18 protein-coding genes are annotated in these 17965 nt (G+C 59.8%); 7 read left to right on the forward strand and 11 right to left on the reverse strand.

The window, feature by feature from the left end; translation table 11 throughout:
* From LPW30_RS07205 to LPW30_RS07215, 3 genes are all read right to left on the reverse strand, one after another.
* The coding region (locus tag LPW30_RS07205) for an ATP-binding protein (protein ID WP_239680439.1) at positions 1-921 on the reverse strand (921 nt) is incomplete at its 3' end.
* Between the two features lie 126 nt (positions 922-1047).
* Positions 1048-1275 carry a ribbon-helix-helix protein, CopG family gene (locus LPW30_RS07210; RefSeq protein WP_025282583.1) on the reverse strand — a complete coding sequence of 76 codons (228 nt, stop codon included), beginning with the start codon at positions 1273-1275 and terminating at the stop codon, positions 1048-1050.
* On the reverse strand, positions 1272-1691 hold the full coding sequence (locus LPW30_RS07215) for a PIN domain-containing protein (RefSeq protein ID WP_239680440.1): 420 nt from the start codon (positions 1689-1691) through the stop codon (positions 1272-1274). Before LPW30_RS07215 ends, LPW30_RS07210 begins: the two co-directional genes overlap by 4 nt.
* A gap of 136 nt (positions 1692-1827) precedes the next feature.
* Here LPW30_RS07215 and LPW30_RS16190 point away from each other — a divergent pair, with 136 nt between their 5' ends.
* From LPW30_RS16190 to LPW30_RS07230, 4 genes are all read left to right on the forward strand, one after another.
* Complete coding sequence (locus tag LPW30_RS16190; RefSeq protein WP_420796524.1) at positions 1828-2097, forward strand: Rpn family recombination-promoting nuclease/putative transposase; 270 nt, start codon at positions 1828-1830, stop codon at positions 2095-2097.
* A 14-nt stretch (positions 2098-2111) separates the two neighbouring features.
* A complete protein-coding gene (locus LPW30_RS07220) occupies positions 2112-2339 on the forward strand; it encodes a type II toxin-antitoxin system Phd/YefM family antitoxin (RefSeq protein WP_238624409.1) in 228 nt (75 codons plus the stop codon).
* The gene (locus LPW30_RS07225) at positions 2339-2776 is read left to right on the forward strand and encodes a type II toxin-antitoxin system VapC family toxin (RefSeq protein ID WP_238624308.1); all 438 of its coding nucleotides are present in this window, start codon (positions 2339-2341) and stop codon (positions 2774-2776) included. Before LPW30_RS07220 ends, LPW30_RS07225 begins: the two co-directional genes overlap by 1 nt.
* A 141-nt stretch (positions 2777-2917) precedes the next feature.
* Complete coding sequence (locus LPW30_RS07230; protein ID WP_239680441.1) at positions 2918-4288, forward strand: HipA domain-containing protein; 1371 nt, start codon at positions 2918-2920, stop codon at positions 4286-4288.
* A gap of 20 nt (positions 4289-4308) precedes the next feature.
* On the opposite strand, the gene LPW30_RS07235 is transcribed toward LPW30_RS07230, so the two are convergent.
* Positions 4309-5871, reverse strand: coding sequence for an ATP-binding protein (locus LPW30_RS07235; protein ID WP_239680442.1), 1563 nt, complete (start codon positions 5869-5871; stop codon positions 4309-4311).
* Positions 5872-6046: 175 nt separating this feature from the next.
* Between LPW30_RS07235 and LPW30_RS07240 the strand changes: the two genes are divergently transcribed.
* Together LPW30_RS07240 and LPW30_RS07245 are read left to right on the forward strand one after the other, a co-directional pair.
* Positions 6047-6361 carry a type II toxin-antitoxin system HigB family toxin gene (locus tag LPW30_RS07240; RefSeq protein WP_239680443.1) on the forward strand — a complete coding sequence of 105 codons (315 nt, stop codon included), beginning with the start codon at positions 6047-6049 and terminating at the stop codon, positions 6359-6361.
* The gene (locus tag LPW30_RS07245; RefSeq protein ID WP_239680444.1) at positions 6358-6786 is read left to right on the forward strand and encodes a helix-turn-helix domain-containing protein; all 429 of its coding nucleotides are present in this window, start codon (positions 6358-6360) and stop codon (positions 6784-6786) included. The genes LPW30_RS07240 and LPW30_RS07245 overlap by 4 nt, the downstream gene beginning before the upstream one ends.
* A gap of 298 nt (positions 6787-7084) precedes the next feature.
* Here the strand turns inward: LPW30_RS07245 and LPW30_RS07250 are convergent, their stop codons facing one another.
* The 6 genes from LPW30_RS07250 to LPW30_RS07275 all read right to left on the reverse strand — a co-directional run bounded on the left by LPW30_RS07250 (position 7085) and on the right by LPW30_RS07275 (position 13388).
* Complete coding sequence (locus LPW30_RS07250) at positions 7085-7855, reverse strand: VPLPA-CTERM sorting domain-containing protein (RefSeq protein ID WP_239680445.1); 771 nt, start codon at positions 7853-7855, stop codon at positions 7085-7087.
* A gap of 491 nt (positions 7856-8346) precedes the next feature.
* On the reverse strand, positions 8347-9432 hold the full coding sequence (locus LPW30_RS07255; protein WP_239680446.1) for a nucleotidyltransferase domain-containing protein: 1086 nt from the start codon (positions 9430-9432) through the stop codon (positions 8347-8349).
* Positions 9432-10313 (reverse strand): HprK-related kinase A, encoded by an 882-nt coding sequence (locus LPW30_RS07260; RefSeq protein WP_239680447.1) that lies wholly within the window; start codon positions 10311-10313, stop codon positions 9432-9434. The genes LPW30_RS07255 and LPW30_RS07260 overlap by 1 nt, the downstream gene beginning before the upstream one ends.
* Positions 10310-10483 carry a hypothetical protein gene (locus tag LPW30_RS07265; RefSeq protein WP_239680448.1) on the reverse strand — a complete coding sequence of 58 codons (174 nt, stop codon included), beginning with the start codon at positions 10481-10483 and terminating at the stop codon, positions 10310-10312. Before LPW30_RS07265 ends, LPW30_RS07260 begins: the two co-directional genes overlap by 4 nt.
* 441 nt (positions 10484-10924) lie before the next feature.
* A complete protein-coding gene (locus LPW30_RS07270) occupies positions 10925-11590 on the reverse strand; it encodes a hypothetical protein (RefSeq protein WP_239680449.1) in 666 nt (221 codons plus the stop codon).
* 304 nt (positions 11591-11894) lie between these two features.
* Positions 11895-13388, reverse strand: a complete 1494-nt coding sequence (locus LPW30_RS07275) for a VanZ family protein (protein WP_239680450.1) — start codon at positions 13386-13388, stop codon at positions 11895-11897.
* A 94-nt stretch (positions 13389-13482) separates the two neighbouring features.
* On the opposite strand from LPW30_RS07275, the gene LPW30_RS07280 reads away from it, so the two are divergent.
* Positions 13483-16179: a chondroitinase-B domain-containing protein gene (locus LPW30_RS07280; protein ID WP_239680451.1), complete on the forward strand. Its 2697-nt coding sequence runs from the start codon at positions 13483-13485 to the stop codon at positions 16177-16179.
* A 20-nt stretch (positions 16180-16199) separates the two neighbouring features.
* Here the strand turns inward: LPW30_RS07280 and LPW30_RS07285 are convergent, their stop codons facing one another.
* A complete protein-coding gene (locus LPW30_RS07285) occupies positions 16200-17756 on the reverse strand; it encodes a hypothetical protein (RefSeq protein WP_239680452.1) in 1557 nt (518 codons plus the stop codon).
* Positions 17757-17965: the final 209 nt, after the last annotated feature.

The raw sequence follows: 17965 nt of genomic DNA on the forward strand, positions 1-17965 counted from the left end.
GTCCAGCCGAGGCGTGAACACCCCGCGCTCACTCAGCAGATCCACCAGGAACGTCGGCGTAGCCGACTCAAACCAGTACGGCGCAAAACGTCGCTCCTGGAACAGCAGCAACAGATCGAACGGATTATAGACTGACGGCGTATCCACCCCGCCCCAGCGATAGCCGTTGTACCAAGCACGGATTTCCTGCCGGTCCAGACCAGACAACTCCGGCGAGAACACGCTATCCACATCCGCCTCCGTATAACCGCAGATATCGGAATATGCCGGTGACAACGTGATGTCTCGCAGATTATTCAGCCCCGAGAACAGGCTCACCTTGCTGAACTTCGACACCCCCGTGAGCAGACAGAACTGCAGATGGGCGTCCACGGTCTTCAGCACCGAGTAGAGGTTTTTCAGCCCCTCCCGAACCACCCGAGCCCGCTCCGGCTCGGTGATATTATCCAGAATCGGCTTGTCATATTCATCGATCAGCACCACCACCCGCTCACCAGAACGGGCATGCGCTCCGCGGATCAACGCCTCAAACTCCCCCGGGATATCCGTCTGGCGATCCAGGCTCACCCCCAGCCGCTCACGATTCCAATGCAACTGATCCCGAATACGCGCATCCAGCGCCTCGCGCGTGGCCGCCACCCCGCCTCCGAAATCCAGGATCACCACCGGATAACGCACACTCCAGTCCCAGCGGGATTCGACATACAGCCCGCGGAACAGCTCTTCGCGCCCCTCGAACAGGCAGCGAAGGGTATCCAGCAACAGGCTCTTGCCAAAACGGCGGGGACGGGAGAGAAAATAGTAACGCCCCTCCGTCACCAGCCGGTGAATGTGGGGCGTCTTGTCCACATAGTAATAGGCCCCGCTGACCATGTCGGCGAAGGTCTGGATACCAATGGGGAGATTGCGTTTCTGGGGCATGGACGGCTCCGGGGGCAAGGATCAGGGTGAGCGCTTGCCGCCCGATGATAGCACTGGCCTGAGACGTTCAGTGCGTAGACCGCTGAAGGTTGCCACCCCAGACACACCTGCAACACAAGCCTCCGTCTAACTCTTCCGCTGATCCTCGGCATCGAGCCGATCCAGGATCGCCAATGCCTCCTGGACATTCCCTGTCGCCGCCATGGCGCGGAAGTGATTCTCGGTATCCCATGCCGCCAGCGCACGAGCACTGAGCTCCTCCACCAACTTGTTGGTACTCAAACCACGGCTGCGTGCCAGCAACTTCAAACGTTCGGCCGTGTCGTCTGGTAACCGGATCGTTAAAGTCGTCATTGCCATTCCTCCAGACATTGTGCAGGTGTTACCACCCGAAGTTGATCAAAGACCAATTCTCCCCGGCCAAGATCACGCACATTGTGGGTCACGATCCCTGCAGCCCCGCCAGCCAGCGCCAGCTCCACCAGGTGATTATCCGCTTCATCGGGAAGATTGGGGCGCCATCCATAGTAGATGCTAACCCACAGACCGCGTTGTGCCAGTGCCGCCAACACCTGCCGGCGTTCTTCAGAAGTCGTTCCTGCTCCCCAGACATCCCGCCCCAACAGATCGTCGTATTCCTGCCATAGTGCATTGCCGAATAGCGGCTGATAATTTCCGGCAAGTGCACGACGTAAAACGTCACGCGATGCCCCGCCACCCGAACGCAACCCCGCAACAAACACATTGGTATCGATGACGAGCCGAATCATAGTGACAGCATATATGCCAGCATCCGGCTTAGCAAACCGGTGAGCGTTCAAACCGATTCCACCAACCGAAAACCACCTGATCCAAAGCCCTTACCAGCAGAGCATATCGACTCATCATCGTGTCACCGGCCCCCCCATGCGCCTGACCACCGACGAACTCCCCCTGCTGGTCTACCATGGCCGGACATCCTGGAATGTGCCCACCCGGCTGATCGACTGCATCGACGCCGACGAGGATCTGCTGGCTCTGCAACGGGATGGCCCCCCAGGACCTGCGGGCAGAATGTGTGCTTCCTGCGTGTACACGCCGACCAATTTGGTTTACTGTCGTGAACACATGGCCATGTCGGTTGATGGGGCACCACCAACTGAACGGGCGCCTTTAAAGGACACGAGACCAAGGTGATCACAATGCAAACGATGAATGTTCGGGAAACTCGGGAGAGGCTTTCTCAACTTTTGGATGCCGTTGCACAAGGTGAGGAGATTGTAATTCTTCGCCATGGAAAGCCAGCGGCTCGCTTGACGGCACCGCAAACTGAGGAGGTTCGTTTCCCGGACCGTTCCACGTTGAGACAGGCCTTGCCCCAGGCCTCGGAAAGCGCCACGGCCGTGGTTCGGCACCTTCGTAACGATTCCCGTTACTGATGTTGTATTTCGACACCAGTTCCTTGCTTCCCTATTATCGGCAGGAGCAGGCCAGTGAACAGGTTCAAGTCCTGTTGCTCCGGCAAACAAGGCCGGTGCTGATCAGCCACTTGACCGAGGTGGAAGTTGCCAGTGCCGTCGCAAGATGGGTGCGGACAGGTGAATTGAATGAACCCGAGGCAAATCGGATTGAAAGCGCGTTCAGTGATGATGTTCGGCAGGGACGCTTTGCGCGCTGTCCAATTGATGTCGTGCACTATCAGCGCGCCATCCACTGGATCGGCACGCGAAAGACAAGCCTGAGAACCCTGGATGCCCTTCACTTGGCTTGCGCAGAATATTACCAGGCTTGTTTGATTACGGAGGATGATGCCTTGCTGAGCGCTGCGTTGTTTCTTGGTTTGGACGCAAGGCGCGCGGCGGATGGGCAGCAATAAGGACCCAGGGCGAGTGTCCAGCAACAGATTCAAGCCAAAAAATCGTTTCACCAACCCCGCCAAGCAAACATACAACCACTTGATCTAAAAGCCTTACAGGCAGAAAATACCGTTTCATCATCGTTTCACTCGCCCCCCCCCATGCGCCTGACCAGCGACGAACTCCTCTCCCGGCTGCGCGCCCTCGGAACCGCCTCGCGGGCCGAGCTGGCCACCGCCCTGGGCGCCAGCGCACCCACCGTGTACCGGCGACTGCGAGATGCCGAAGCCCGGGGAAAGGTCGTCTCCTTTGGGCGTGGGCCCGCCACCCGCCATGCCCTTCGCGGGCCGCTGTTCAACCGCGCCGACACCACCCTCCCTATCCATCGCGTGGACCCCGATGGCCATGTCCATCCCCTTGCCGAACTGGTCGGACTCGACCAGGGCGCCATGCTGGTGCGCCCCATCCAACACGGCCCGCTGCCCGGCCTGCTCCTGGGTGAGGCCGGCACAGGCCTGTTCGATGATCTGCCATTCTTCCTCCAGGACCTGCGGCCCCAGGGCTTTCTCGGTCGCCTCAATGCCCGCGCCCTCCCCGCATTTCCAGACAACCCGGAGCACTGGTCCACCGATCAGATCGGCGCCTGGCTACTGGATCACGCGGTCGACACCCCCGGCGACCTCCTGCTCGGGGACGCGGCCCTCGACCGTTGGCGAGCATGTCAACCAGAGCGCGCCACCATCGATGACTTCCCTGTGCTGGCCCAACGTGTCCTCTCCGGGGGCGCCCCCGGCTCCTCGGTGGGGGGCGAGCAGCCAAAGTTCGCCGCTCAGGTAGCGGGGCACCCGGTGCTGGTGAAGTTCTCGCCGCCCGACGACGGCAGCGCGGTGGCCCAGCGCCTGCGCGACCTCCTGGTCTGTGAATACCTGGCCCTGACCACGCTCGCGGAACACGGACTGGCCGTCGCCGAAAGTCGGCTTCTGGAACGAGAGAGGCGTTTCTTTCTGGAGTCGGTGCGCTTCGACCGAACCGCGCAGGGCGGACGTCTACCGGCCCTCTCACTGCTCGCCGTGGATGCGGAGTTCTGCGGTATCGGCCGGGGCTGGAGCCTGGGCATCCAGGCCCTCGCCCGGCAAGGACGGGTCACCGACAACACCCCGACGACGGTCACCCTGCTTCAGAATTTTGCCAACTGGATCGAGAACAGCGACCAGCATCTGGGCAACCTGAACCTCCAACCCCACCCCGACGGACGACTGGCATTGGCCCCAGTCTATGACATGCTGCCCATGCTCCACGCACCCCGCCCTGGCGAGGTACCACCGACACCGGTCTTCAAGCCCCCACCGGCCCACGGAAGCATCGAGCCGTGGCGCCAGGGCGGCGCCATGGCACTGGATTTCTGGCGGCGAGCTGCGGCAGATGACCGCATATCCTCGGACTTTCGTGCCGTGGCAGCGGAGAGGGCGGAGGCCGTGGAAGTCGCGTTGACCACCCCAAAGGCGCCAGATCCCTCCCAACCCGGCTGGTAGTGTTTCCGTGACTCGCCCAATCAGGTTGCTGGCACCGTCTCCACCTCAAACGCCACCACCTGCCGCTGCTCCCGGGAAAACTCCACGCCAATCAGATGGATCGGCTGCCCCCGCCCCCGGTACTTGTCCGCATAGCCCTTATCCTTGATCTGCTGCAGCGCCCGCCCCTGGGGCACCTGCTCCACCACCTTGAACTCGAACACATACACATGGCCACCGAACGCCACGGCCATGTCCACCTTGCCCATGTGGGAAGAATCCTCCACCGAGATCCGCAGCCCCAAGGCCGCAAAGTGGCTGTAGAACACACTGGCATAATGCCCCTCATACCGGGCAATGGGATTGTTCCGGTACCAGTCATGGGGCAAGGAGGCGAACAGCGCCTTGAAGTGAACCTCCAGGGCATCCAGGTCATGGGCCTGCAAAATCCTGAACAGACTCAACCTCTGCCGTGGCGATTCCGGCACACCCAGGGCCGGCAGCAACGCCTGGTTCAGGCTCGACTCCACCTCCCGGTTGGGATAACCCAGGGTGTAGAGCCAATACCCCGTCATGGGCTCCTCCACCGCATGGACCGTGAGATAACCCGTCTGGAACAACAGCGCCTCGGTGGCAATCCCATCCACGTCGAACCGCCCCAGCAACTCCGCCTCCGTCTGCATCGCATCCAGCCGGGGCGTGAACACCCCGCGCTCACTCAGCAGATCCACCAGGAACGTCGGCGTAGCCGACTCAAACCAGTACGGCGCGAACCGGCGTTTCTGGAACAACAGCAACAGATCAAAGGGGTTATACACCGAGGCCGTATCCGTCCCACCCCAGCGGTAGCCGTTGTACCAGTCCCGGATCTCCGCCCGATCCAGCCCCGGCAACTCCGCCGCAAACACCGTATCCACGTCCTCATCCGTATAACCACAGATGTCCGCGTATGGCTCGTCCAGGGTAATGTCGTTGAGATTATTCAGCCCCGAGAACAGGCTCACCGTGCTGAACTTGGACACCCCTGTGAGCAGGCAGAACCGCAGATGGGGATCGGCGTCCTTGAGCACCGAATACAGATTCTTCAGCCCTTCCCGAACCGCCCGCGCCCGCTCCGGCTCGGTGATGTTATCCAGGATCGGCTTGTCATACTCATCGATCAGCACCACCGCCCGCTGGCCATGAACGGCATGGGCCTGCTGGATCAATTCCCGGAAACGGCCCGGAATGCTGGTATTCGTCAGAGCCACCTCAAGCCGCGAGGCCTCTGCCCGCAACAACTCATCGATGTGGACATCCAGCGCCTCCCGCGTGGTCAGCACCCCGTCGGCAAAGCTCAGGCGAATCACCGGATGACGCACCTGCCAGTCCCATTGCTCCAGGATGAACAACCCCTCGAACAGATCCTGACGACCCTCGAACAGGCACTTGAGGGTATCCAGCAACAGGCTCTTGCCAAAACGGCGGGGACGGGAGAGGAAAAAATACCCGCCTTCACTCACCAACCGAAGCAGATGCGGCGTCTTGTCCACATAGTAGTGGTCACCCCGGCGGATCTTCTCGAACGCCTGGATACCAATGGGGAGATTGCGTTTCTGGGGCATGGGCGGCTCCGGGGCAAGGATCAGGGTGAGCGCTTGCCATCCGATGATATCACTGGCCTGAAGTGTTCAACCCACCACCACCCCAGACACACCCAAAAGGTAAAGGTTGACTCACTGACAGCCCCGCCCTATGGTTGCCAATGAGTCAACGGAGTCGACCCTGACAGGAGCGTCCATGCATGTCATTTCCAAGCGCCCGTTCAACGAGGCGGCCAAGGCCCACCCCAACCAACGACAGGCCCTGGAAGATCTCTACCGTACGCTCCGCAAGAGCAAATTCGGCACGCCGGAGGCGATGCGACGGGTGTTCCCTTCACTGGACAACTTCAAGCATAAGGACAAATGCTGGGTACTTGACGTCGGCGGCAATCACCTGCGGATGATCGCCTTTATCCAGTTCGTTCAGAACCGCATGTACGTGAAACACATTGTCACCCATGCCGAGTACGACAAAATTTGCAAGCGCTACGCGAAAGGAGAGCTGTCATGACCGCTGCAGCGTTCAAAGACGCCTGCCACAGCTTCGCCAAAGCTGCGGCACCCTATCTCCCCATCCGGGACGACGCCCATTATGAAGAGGCACTGGCGCTGGTCGAGAGTTTACTGAAGGAAGCCGAGGATTCCCCCAGCGATCCACTCAATGCCGTCATCGACCTGCTCACCCACGCCATCCAGACCTACGAGGACCAGGATGCAGAACTGGTGGCATTCGAACAACGGGCCCTGGAACAACCCGCCGATCTCGCGATGCTACGCTTGCTGATGGCGCAACACCAACTCGGCATCGCCGACCTTCCCGAGATCGGCTCGAAGTCCATGGTGTCCCGGGTGCTGTCCGGCGAACGCAGCCTCAACAAGAACCACATCAAGGCGCTGTCGCGGCGCTTTGATATTGACCCGGGACTGTTCTTCTGAACAAACGCAACATGGCCACCTGTTCGGTGTCTTGTCCACATAGTAGTGGCCACCCCGGCGGAGCTTGTCGAACGCCTGGATACCAATGGGGAGATTGCGTTTCTGGGGCATGGGCGGCTCCGGGGGCAAGGATCAGGGTGAGCGCTTGCCGCCCGATGATATCACCGGCCTGAGAGGTTCAGCCCGCCGCCACCCCGGACACACCAGCAACACAGGCCCCCGTCTAACTCTTCCGCTGATCCCCGGCATCGAGCCGATCCAGGATCGCCAATGCCCCCTCAGGCATCCCTAGTGCCGCCTATGACCTCCTGGCCAGCCCGACTCCCAGGATGCCCGCCAGCATCAGCCACAGGGTGGCAGGCAGAGGCACTTCCGTCGCAGCCTTCCAGACCAGCAAGTTTTGCGAACCATCCGACCTCAAGACGTAGAAGTCGAAGCGAGACGGGGCGTGGCCTTCGGTATTATCGATCTTGGAAAGCCAGTCATCAGCCTTGGCAGGAGCGCCCCCGAAGCCGGAAACCACCTTGAAGTCTTCGTCGTTGATAATGGTCCAAAGCGCCAACTGAAAAGCTGCGTCATCCTCAGCTATCGCTCCCAGATGAATTGCATCTTCCCCCAAAGCCACATCCGTCAAGGAAAAAAGCGCAGCGATTAGTGAAAGCACGTCCGGCGAGCCCCCGGCCGCCGCCACATCATCGTCAGGACTCCCAAGGTACTCCTCCAAGGTCCACAGCGAGTATGTAATCCCCTTCCCGGCAGGGTTCGTACCCGTGTACAGCGCCTGACTCGTCTCGACGCAAAACGCATTGAAATTCTGCTCGTCATCCAAGAACTGATTCAGCAATGAGCCGGAATCCAGTGTTTCGAAGGGACTCATGCGATACATGCCCGCATACACATCTGCTCCGCCATTGAGCACATCGTCCCCCGCAATCTGCCCGACCTTCCAACCCGTTTGCCACCCCTGGTACTGCAGCAGCAAATTGCTTTCAATGGGAGAGGCCTGAAGCGCCCCAGCTCCGGCACCCAGCCAAAGCAACAAAACACATTTAATCAGAATGTTACGCATGGAAGGCCTCTCTGCTCGTTGACTCACTCGTCCCACAGGGACGCGGCAATGAGCACGCAGCAGCACGATTCACGCCACATCACATTAGTCTTTTAATATCATATACTTAAATCGACCCCGCAGCCTCGGACTGCGACAAACGTAAACAAAGCCGCCAGCAAAAACTCAATTTGAGAGATTAATCACAGATTTTTCGCGAATAATGCTATCGAAAAGCTCGCCCCATGAGCTCTCAAGCACCACCACAGGCCAGAAATGTGATTGATTTCACGATTATCGAGCAGAGGTGTCAAGTTAGCCGACAACGCGACCTCCCCCCCCTCCGTCAGTCACCAAACGTTGAACATGGACCGGGGCCTGCCCACGCCACAGCCCCCTACCGGCGATGGTCTGGATATAACGGGAAGATTGCGTTTCTGCAGGCATTCAAGCCACAAGCGGCAGGCCGTCCAGAACGACGCCCTCGGGAAGCGCTTGACGAGCCACCACCTCTACCCAGCAGTGCTTCTATTCTTTTTGAACGCCTTTCTGACCAAGTGAGGCAAAAGCAGGTGCATCGGCATCCGAAGGTAGTGGGAGCGCACGTACAACAACCAACGGGCTAGAGATGAAAAGCGGTCATCACAAAGGGGGTGGTGGGGAGATAGACCCCGTTCAAAGAGCCGATCAAGCACTGCGCGCAAATATGATGGCGGCCCAGCACGCTCCAGGGAGGCCATGACCTCAGGCGGGACGGGGGTCTCGAGCAGCGCCCGGCAATACCGCAAGGCGTAGAAAAGCGGCCGGGCCAGGTCCATTTCGTACCCCCGGGCCACAAGGCGATCCCAGAACCCATCCCGCTGCGCAAAGTGCCGAAGGAGGTCATCCAGATCCGCAAGATCCCTCAAGCCATGCTCCAACTCCCCGTCATGGAAAAGATGCGTGGCGCTATGCAAAACCATATCCTCCGGACATAGGACAAACACCCCCTTGTGGTGCTCCACAGGTACAGCAGCCTCCATCAAGCGTCGCGGATCCGGCCTCAACCTCGCCGTGGGAGGCAGAATCGTGTGGTGCACATCCAGAACGCTCTTCCTGGATATATGGGTAAGCGGCGGCAACTCATGCATCCATTGCCGGTAGTAACGCCGGTCGTATGCGTCATACCCCTGACAAAGCCAGCCGAAGGCAAAAAGGGCCTGCTCAGTCTCCTTCAGCACGTCATGAGGCACAAGAATATCGATATCGGAAAACAATCGCCCTCGCGCAACCGGCAACCCTGCCATCACGTAGGCGCCCCCCTTCAGCAAAATCACCCGGGTTCCTTGTGGAGCCAGGGCCTGCCTCACCTGCTCAACTTCCCAAGCCAGCATGACATGCTGGCGGTCGGCAACCGTGGCTACCGAACTCAGGTGCAAGACAGGGCGCGGTGGGATTTGCTCAAGCACTCCCCGCTCAAGCAACAAATGATACAGGCGCGCCGCCAACCCCGATTTGCGCGCCACGCGAACCATGCGATCCCATTCCGCCAACGACCAAGCCGTCACACGGGTTGGATCGACCAAAGCACCCAGAAACCGATCACGATCCGGGGTCATCACTCAACCCTCAAACCATCAAGCTGTTGCAGCGAAGTGTCCAGGTGCCCATAGACAAGCTCGAAGCAATCACACTGCTCCACAAGATCGGCAGCCGCTCGGAAACCGGACTCACCCAACACACTGTAATTGAACGAGGCCTCCCCCAACTTGAGCAATGCACGGCCCTTGCTCAGCGGCGTCAGGACATCTGCCGCGCCGGGATCATAGCGAGGGAAAACCAGCCATCGGGGAGCAGGGCGAATCGCTGCGCCATCGATACAGTTATCGGGTTGCTTGAGATGAGCCACCGTACCCTTGGTGGTGTCATGGGTCTTCGGCCCCAACACCGCGTGGGGGTAACGCTCTTGAATCAGATCAATCGCAGCATTTTTCAGGCTCACCGGCCGAGGCAATGGGGTCAAGAGCCCATCCTGGAGAGACACAAGAGCAAACTCGTCCGACAGCAAACGCCAACCCGAAAGCGCCATGGCAGCAGTCAAGGTGCTCTTGCCAGCCCCTGGGGCACCAGGCATCACCAGAGCAGAACCGCCTCGCTCAACCACCGCTGCGTGCACCATGAGGAAGTGATGGGCATGCTGCGCAATGCACCAGTTCAAACCCCATTCCAGCAGAGGATAGGCCTGGACCAACGGCAGTGGCTTGAAGGGTGACGAGCCATCGAGAAAGAAGCGTGCCTGGGGGCGGAAAATGGAGCGTACACCACCCGATCGCGTCAAGCGCACGTGGAAATCGAAAAAACCGTCGGTATCGTTCACACGCTGCCGATGGTAAAAAAAATCGACAGCCCGGTGAACAGACGGTAGATCCGAAGTGAGGAGCAACTTGAACGGCCCCAGATCAATGGCCTGGGGTGATGCTGCACGGGTCAACGGAATCAAGTGCGCCCTTGAGAGTCAGGAACATCGGTCCATTCGAGTAATCCACATTCGACCAACTCTTGAGCAGCATCCGTCGACAGGATTTTGGCATTATCGCCTACCACCGACACGTCACTTTGCGGCATGCAGCTCGCCCGAGAAGCTTGCACTTCAATGAGGGAGGCAAACATCTCAGCCACCTTCCCCTTCATAAGGTGTGTCTGGCCAGTGCGCGGCACGTAAGCCACGAGCTCATTCTCCCACCGACGCACACAAACACCTAAGGTTACACGAAAGACCATAACTCCTCGCCTCGAGATGACGCTCGCAGCCACAAACACAAGCAGGCTGCCCAATTCCGGAAAAACCAAAGAAGGGAAAAATACTCGTTACCCACGACAATAAGTAGCCCTAAGGATTGCTAATACTCTCAAAGTCTCGATCCAGCCGCTGCACCTAGCACCGTGCCCCCCGCTTAGAAGAGCCAGATGTGATGCTGGAGACTCATAATTCAGGAGCGCAGAACGCGCCTTTTGAAAGTGTGCCGCCGCAACGAAACCCTACAGGCGTTTATTTTCAGGGCTTCAACTAAACTGACAGATCGCATAGCGGCGACCTCCCAGACAAGTGCTTCACTTGCGATTGTTCATATTTTCAAATACTTTTTCCACGGTAATACTTATAGTGGAATCTGCCCGAGCCATGCCATATGCTTCCCGAACGTCCTCCAACGAGGCCCCGTAGTTGATGCCCGTATAAGATGCGTTTAATGCAGCCGCAACGGCATGATAGTCTAGAGTAGACCCCGCACGTCGATGCAACACCTCTATCATCGTTGCACTCAAATTACCGTCTTCAGGGGCATACCCAGGGAACGCCTCAGAGAATAGAGAGGCCGAGGCATCGAATTCCGGATGTGGGCAGTTACCGCTGTTGCCGCTGAAGCCATTACTCGACGAGTCCTCCGAACAATCCCCAGGGTAAAAACTCGGAGAGGTGTAGATCCAAAGATCAAAGTTATTCCTCCATTTCCCGGCACTAATACCCTGCCCCTCTGTACAATCATGAGCAATTTCAGAGACATTCGCCGACATAATATCACCAGAAAGCGAACACTGACCGGTATTACCCCAAGCAGGCTTGCTGGCCAGCGTCACCACCAAAGGAGTTGCCAAGCCCGCCTGAGCAAACCGGCGTCTGGATCGGCGAACATCGTCCATGCCACTCCGACCTGCGCTTTCGTCCAGGCCGCCATGATTGGCCAGCTTGGACACACCCTCTAAATCTTTGTCGCTCATGCGTTTGCCACCTCTAATTGCCGCACCCCATCGCTCGACACCGGGCACATGGGCATCCCTCTGCCATGCATTATTTGTACCGGGCCACGCAAATCCCTTATGCCACTATACTTTCCTCATCCTGATGTGAGCAAGATCACGTCCGCGGCACCCTTACTGCAAGAAAATCCGACAGCTCGCCAAGGAATTCAGGGCCGAAGCCGCCGATCCCTCATGATTTTCAGGCCAGACCGAATCAGATGCAAAGCCTTTCGTCGGGCGCCAGCCGGCACCGGCCCCTACAAAGCCTTTGGGCCATACCTCTTCAACCAACACGCTGGGGAGCGCGCCCCGCCTCCGACTCTCCCCGCACAAACCCGGAATCTGCCGGCTCAATACCCGGATATTCAGGAATACCCTCAACAGGAGCTTGCCGGTGACGCCCTTCTTGGTCACTCAACCTGGATGGATGCTCGTCACCAGCGCTTCTCCAATCCCGCGCCCCCCGCAAGCCCCGCCACACCAGCGCGCAAACCTGCCAGCCCAGCCAGGCAGCGCCAACCGCGATCCAAAGGCTCGTAGGGTCCGGCCTCAACCCCGTCATGAACAACTTCCCCAACTCCATCAAAAGGGCCAGGAGCAGCGCCAGCATCACCGCGGCCAACACGCCTCTACGGGGCGTGGCTCCCAGTGGACCCCAGCGCCATAACCATATCCCGATGCCAACAGGCAGGTACATCAGCACATGAACGATCACACTGCCAATCGCCACCGCCTCAGGCACTGTATAGTGATACCAGAATGGCAAAAACCGCACAGAGTCCAATTTGGCCGACACCGACCCGGTCTCCAGAGCGAAACCCTCTCCCCCTAGATTGAGCACCCCCATAAGCACCAGAAACGGCACCAACAGTAGCAACACCATCGGCCTCGCCCAATGGCGCACCCGATCGGGGCTGAAATGGCTGCGCTTAACAAAGAGCACTGCCCCAAAAGCCACGCCCAGCGCTCGAGACAACAACGAACCACCCTCGGCCACGCCCGACACCGTGAGGAATTGCCCAAGCTCCACCAACAGTCCAAAAGCCAACGCCAAGAACATCACCACAGCAAACGTCCCCACCCCGCCCAACGCAGGTACAGCTCTGGACAGCCACCACCCGAACACAACCCCCACTGGCGCCGTCATCACCACAATCATGCTGCGCAGCACCCACCACTCCCCACCAGCCCCTTCCGAGACCGGCGCCTGCCACAGCCCCCACCGATCGGATTCCAGCTTGGCGGACACCTCCTGCAGGGACACCATAAAATCCCAAGGCAGCCAGGCAGTCAGCATGTACACCGCCATATACATCACCAATGCCCACCAGAGGGCGGCAAGCCCACCCTGGCGCACTATCACCAGCCAGCGGCGCCCTGGTCCCGACAATCCATACCAGGCCAGCACGCCCACCACACCGCCAACGAAGTTGCCACTCATATCCAGCAAGGAGGGCTCCCGCAATGGCAGCCAGAACTGCAGAAACTCCACCGACGCCGTCGTGGCCAAGGCCAGCAGGGCAACGAACATCCCCACCACTACACGCCCCCCCACACCACGCACATAGCCCGACAACCAAGCCGTCCAGAACAGCCCCAGCGGCACGAACATGAGGACATTGGCCACCCACTGCTGCCGCCCCGATGCGCTCATCCGGGGGAATTCCAGGCTGGTGAAATGCGCCCACGCCTGAGCCACACTCTGATTGCCAAACTCGAATGGCATCAACGTGGCGTAAAGCACCGCCAACAAGGACACCCAGGCAGCCAGCGCCATCTTGGTTTGCATCTCGCCACACCCCAGACCTTTACTCACCAATACCAGACCCTCCAGAATCCAGAAGTTCGGGACCAGAGGGAACGATCACACCATGCACTCAAGCCACCAGCGACCGCGCCATCCGCTCAGCACACTGCTGACCCTCCTCCTGCTGACCCTCTCAACGCCCGCGCTGGCTACCACTCATACTGCGCATGATGACGAATCGCTTCGCCAGGCCCTGAAAAACGCCCAACCAGGCGATGTCATCGAACTCATGCCAGGGGACTATTTCATAGGCAACATCACTCTCGCTCAAGACGGAGAACCCGGCTCGCCCATCACCCTACGCGCAGTCACCCCGGGCGCTGCCAGCATCTGGGCCAGACGCGAGCCACCAATCAAGATCAGCGGCAGCCATTGGCGCATCAAGGACATCGACTTTCAGGGCAATCACAGCAGCCGTCACGCATTGGAGATCATCGGCAACGCAGATCACGTGACCATAGAGGGCAACCGGTTTCAAAACTTTGACGCTGCCCTCAAAGCCACCGGTGACGGCAGTCCGCGAGAGTATCCCCGGCACGCCAGGGTCGAACGCAATGTATTCGTCAACGACACGCCCCGCTCCACTCGCGCCCACCTGGCGGCCATCCACCTGGCATCCGGCCAACACTGGACCATCCAGGACAACTTCATCGCAGATATTGCACCGTCCCCGGACAACCCCGGAAAAGTCAGTACCGGGATCACCGTCAAAGGCGACACCGAAGGCCTCGACTTCAATCGAAACCTGATCATCTGCGAGTGGAACCATACAGGCGGACACCGGCTGGGGCTGGTCATGGAAGACAACGGTTCGCCCCGTGATGCCATCAACCGCGGCACGCACACGGCCCGCGTCACCAACAACATCATTCTTAATTGCCCCGACGAGCCGGGCATCTACCTGAGGCATGCCAGCCGCCCGCTCATCGCCCACAACACCCTGTACAACGCCTTTGGCATCCAGGCCCGCTACCCGGGCACATGGGCAGACGTCTCCGACAACATTCTGTCCGGCACCGTCTGGGAGCGTGACCAGGGGCGAGCTGAACAAAACCACAACCTGCAAACGGGACGGTTCGATCAGGCCAATTTCCTGCCCGTGATCAAGCATCGCCTCAATCTGGACACCCAGCCCACCTCATCCGCTGGGGGAGGGAGTGCCGCCGCCCTCAAACAATGGATCAAGGGTTTGGGGGCCGGCACCCTGGATGCCCTGGCCGGAACCACCCTGGGCAAAGGTGACCTGCTTTTCGAGCGCTGGTTTCTGGAGCCGGCCAACGGCAATTTCTTCCTCAAGGATGGCCGACGGATCGTTGCCCAGGGCTCACAGCCCGCGCGAGTGGGTCACGATTTTTGCAACCAACCCAGGTATGCACGCGCCGACATCGGCGCCATCGAATACGCGTCCGGCAACTGCGATCTTCTTGCCGAGTTGCAAAGCCGCCACGGCTCCATGGTCAGCGGCCTGCTGCAACAACCGCCCCCCATGCCCCAGCGTCCGCCATCCCGGGTGTCCGAGCCCGACGAAGGGGTCTCCCTCCCCCCGCCGCTTCGAATCGTTGAAGCCAACCCGGACAACTATCGCGACAAGGTACGCCAGCTCCAGCCCGGTGACCGGCTACAACTCGCCCCAGGGGAATACCCGCGCCAACTCCGCCTGCACCGGCTAAGGGGCACCCCGGACAATCCCATCGTGATCTCAGGCCCCGAAGAGGGGCCGGCTGCCATTTTTGTGGGCCGCAGCGGCGAAAACACCATCAGCCTCGCCAATACCGCCCATGTTGTGCTACGCCACATCAAGCTGGACGGAGGCCAGCAAAATGCCGGCGCCATCGTCCTGGAAGGCGACAGCCACTTTGCACACCACATCACCCTGGAGCACCTGGACATCCGCAATTACGACGGCAGCCAGGCCCATACCGGCATCACCACCCGGGCCACCGCATGGAACTGGGTGATCCGCCACAATCACATTGAAGACGTTGGCACAGGCATGTACCTGGGAGGATCGGATGGGCACGCCCCCTTCATCGGGGGACTCATCGAACATAACACCATCATCAACACGCTGGGCTATAACACCCAGATCAAACACCAAAAGGTACGGGATCGCGTGCCCGGCATGCCCATCGAGCCCAGCCAGACCATCATCCGCTACAACACCTTCAGCAAGGCGCAAAACAGCAATAGCGGCAACCAGGCAAGGCCCAACCTGCTGGTTGGCCACTTCCCCCCCGAAGGCCCCGGGCAGAACGACCGCTACCTCATCTACGGCAACCTGTTTCACCAAAACCCCTATGAAAGATTATTCCAGGGGGAAGGCAACGTAGCGCTGTACAACAACGTCTTCGTCAACCACGCCGGTGATGGCGTCATCCTCAGGCCCCACAATCACCTGCCCCGGGACATCCAGGTACTGCAGAACACCGTGATCGCCCGTGGCTTCGGAATCAAATTCGATAATCCAGACAGGCGCGCGCAACAGATGGTCGCTGGTAATGCCATCTTTGCCAATCCACCTCTGGACCTCCACAGGCATGTGCAACACCGGGACAATCTCGGCAAAAGCCATGACCAGGCCAGCACATACCTCATCGCGCCTCAGGCGCACGAGCGTCCTCAAATCGACACCCGACCGCGCCAAGGCGCGCTCAGCCTGGAGCATCACACGCATTCATCCTTCGATCTCCCTCACCTGGACAAGGATCACAACCATCAACCCCGCACCCGGCCAACACTGGGAGCCCACAACCCGCCCTAATCCACCAGGCACATGATTCACTACTCGCCCCCACCGCGTACAAATCCGTCCGCGGTGCGGTCCCGCCGACGACGACGTGGCCGAGGCGAGCGCTGCGGGCGTGGTGGCGGTGACGACTGCGGTGGTTCAGGTGCGAGCAGCGCCAGAAAGATCAGCAGGAAAAACAGGGTGCCCATCCTCGGGGCATCCAGCAGACTGTCAAACATGCCCACAGTCAGAAAACTCAGCAAGGCAGCCAACACCATCACCCCAGCCCACCCCTGGGGTCGTGGATCGATGCCCTGACGCAATGCCCCCCAAAGCGCCAAGGCAACCAGAGCAGCCCACAACAGCAGCCCGATCACACCCTGCTCAAAGAGCACCTGCAGTCCCATATTCTTGATATGCCAGGCCAGGTGATCGTCCGAGGTGAAGAACCACCGATCCAGGCCTGATGAAAAGTCCCCATTGGCCAGCAACTCGCGGCCGGAAGGATCCTGAAGGCTCACCGCGTCCAGAATCATCCCGTGGCTGCTGCTGGTGTTGCGAACAATGAGCTTTGTGGGGCGCTCGGAAAAGCTGAAACGCGTCAAAGGCTCGCGCGTCACCAGCGTGGCCTCGAGCAACTGACGCCCATCATCGGCCTCAGCGCGAAGATTTCGGGTTACACAACGCCATGGATACAACACCCACAACTCGCAAACAGCCACCTGCAGCCTCCAGTGCTCGCCCAGGGACTCCCCCACCACCCGCACTTCATATTCCGTGGACGGATACAAGCTCACCGCTTGCATGAACCGCTGATCACCTCCGGGAAATAGATTCAAGCGGGCACTGCCACCCCCCTCCGTCAAGGAATGAACGGCCGGTGTGGAGCGTTCATCCGTCATCGAGTCCCAAAAATACACCCGGGGAAACTGCCCCACACCCAAACCGAACACTGCCGACCGCAGCCCCTGCATCACCGGATCCACCGCATACCCCCAGTGCTCCATACGGGTCTGCCAGTCACTCTCCACCTGCCCACGCTCCGTGCGCTCGCTCATGAACCGATCCTGAGCCACATGGGTAAGCATGTAGATCCCGCCCGCCCCCACGATCACCGCAGCCAGGGCACCACCGGCCAGCGCACGGGGCTGCGCACCCAAGCGCCACAACGCACTGGCCAACACCACCATCACCACCACCAATAGCCCGGCGTACCCAGCCCGAGCAAAGGTCACGGCCACTGCATAGGCAGTCAGCAGAAACAACACCCCGGCCAAGGGCCACCAGAACCATCTCGCGCGCCAGAAGAGCATGATCAGCAGAAAGGGCGCTGCAGCCACCAGATACCCCTCCAGGAAGGCCCCGCCAGTGTGCACATCCGAAAACAGCCCCACCGCACGGTACTCCGTCGAATAGTCGTGCAACCCCGGGAATATCAACCGCTCCCACAACACCGCCAAAATTGCCGCAGCGAGGCCAAGCACCATCCCCAGCGCAAAGCGGTCAAAAGCTGCGGCCCGATCACGCGACCCCACGGCGAAAAACGGCCACAACAACAACGCCCAGAATACCCCCTTGGCCAGCCTCAGGGCGTTGTAGGGAGTATGCAAATCGGTAAACTCGAGAGGCCTGGGCCAGGCCGGAGGCCAAAGAGCGATGCCTACCGCCACCAGGTAAGAGCCAAGGAAGAGAATCAAACAAAGCCGCCCTGCTCGACCAAGCCTCGGCCACGAGGGGGCCGACCCGACAAAGCCCAACCCCCAGCGCAGCCAAAGAGCCACCAGGGTAGCCAGGACAAGAAGATCCCACTCATCCAGAA

This window comes from Ectothiorhodospira variabilis, from assembly GCF_022227625.1.
In the GTDB taxonomy this organism is placed as follows: Bacteria; Pseudomonadota; Gammaproteobacteria; order Ectothiorhodospirales; family Ectothiorhodospiraceae; genus Ectothiorhodospira; species Ectothiorhodospira haloalkaliphila.

Coding starts and splice junctions, on each gene's coding strand:
- LPW30_RS07220 (WP_238624409.1), top strand. CDS start 2,112: ATGAATGTTCGGGAAACTCGGGAGAGGCTTTCTCAACTTTTGGATGCC.
- LPW30_RS07250 (WP_239680445.1), bottom strand. CDS start 7,855: ATGCGTAACATTCTGATTAAATGTGTTTTGTTGCTTTGGCTGGGTGCC.
- LPW30_RS07280 (WP_239680451.1), top strand. CDS start 13,483: ATGCACTCAAGCCACCAGCGACCGCGCCATCCGCTCAGCACACTGCTG.
- LPW30_RS07210 (WP_025282583.1), bottom strand. CDS start 1,275: ATGACGACTTTAACGATCCGGTTACCAGACGACACGGCCGAACGTTTG.
- LPW30_RS07275 (WP_239680450.1), bottom strand. CDS start 13,388: ATGGCGCTGGCTGCCTGGGTGTCCTTGTTGGCGGTGCTTTACGCCACG.
- LPW30_RS16190 (WP_420796524.1), top strand. CDS start 1,828: ATGCGCCTGACCACCGACGAACTCCCCCTGCTGGTCTACCATGGCCGG.
- LPW30_RS07230 (WP_239680441.1), top strand. CDS start 2,918: ATGCGCCTGACCAGCGACGAACTCCTCTCCCGGCTGCGCGCCCTCGGA.
- LPW30_RS07265 (WP_239680448.1), bottom strand. CDS start 10,483: ATGTTTGCCTCCCTCATTGAAGTGCAAGCTTCTCGGGCGAGCTGCATG.
- LPW30_RS07225 (WP_238624308.1), top strand. CDS start 2,339: ATGTTGTATTTCGACACCAGTTCCTTGCTTCCCTATTATCGGCAGGAG.
- LPW30_RS07255 (WP_239680446.1), bottom strand. CDS start 9,432: ATGACCCCGGATCGTGATCGGTTTCTGGGTGCTTTGGTCGATCCAACC.
- LPW30_RS07215 (WP_239680440.1), bottom strand. CDS start 1,691: ATGATTCGGCTCGTCATCGATACCAATGTGTTTGTTGCGGGGTTGCGT.
- LPW30_RS07245 (WP_239680444.1), top strand. CDS start 6,358: ATGACCGCTGCAGCGTTCAAAGACGCCTGCCACAGCTTCGCCAAAGCT.
- LPW30_RS07235 (WP_239680442.1), bottom strand. CDS start 5,871: ATGCCCCAGAAACGCAATCTCCCCATTGGTATCCAGGCGTTCGAGAAG.
- LPW30_RS07270 (WP_239680449.1), bottom strand. CDS start 11,590: ATGAGCGACAAAGATTTAGAGGGTGTGTCCAAGCTGGCCAATCATGGC.
- LPW30_RS07240 (WP_239680443.1), top strand. CDS start 6,047: ATGCATGTCATTTCCAAGCGCCCGTTCAACGAGGCGGCCAAGGCCCAC.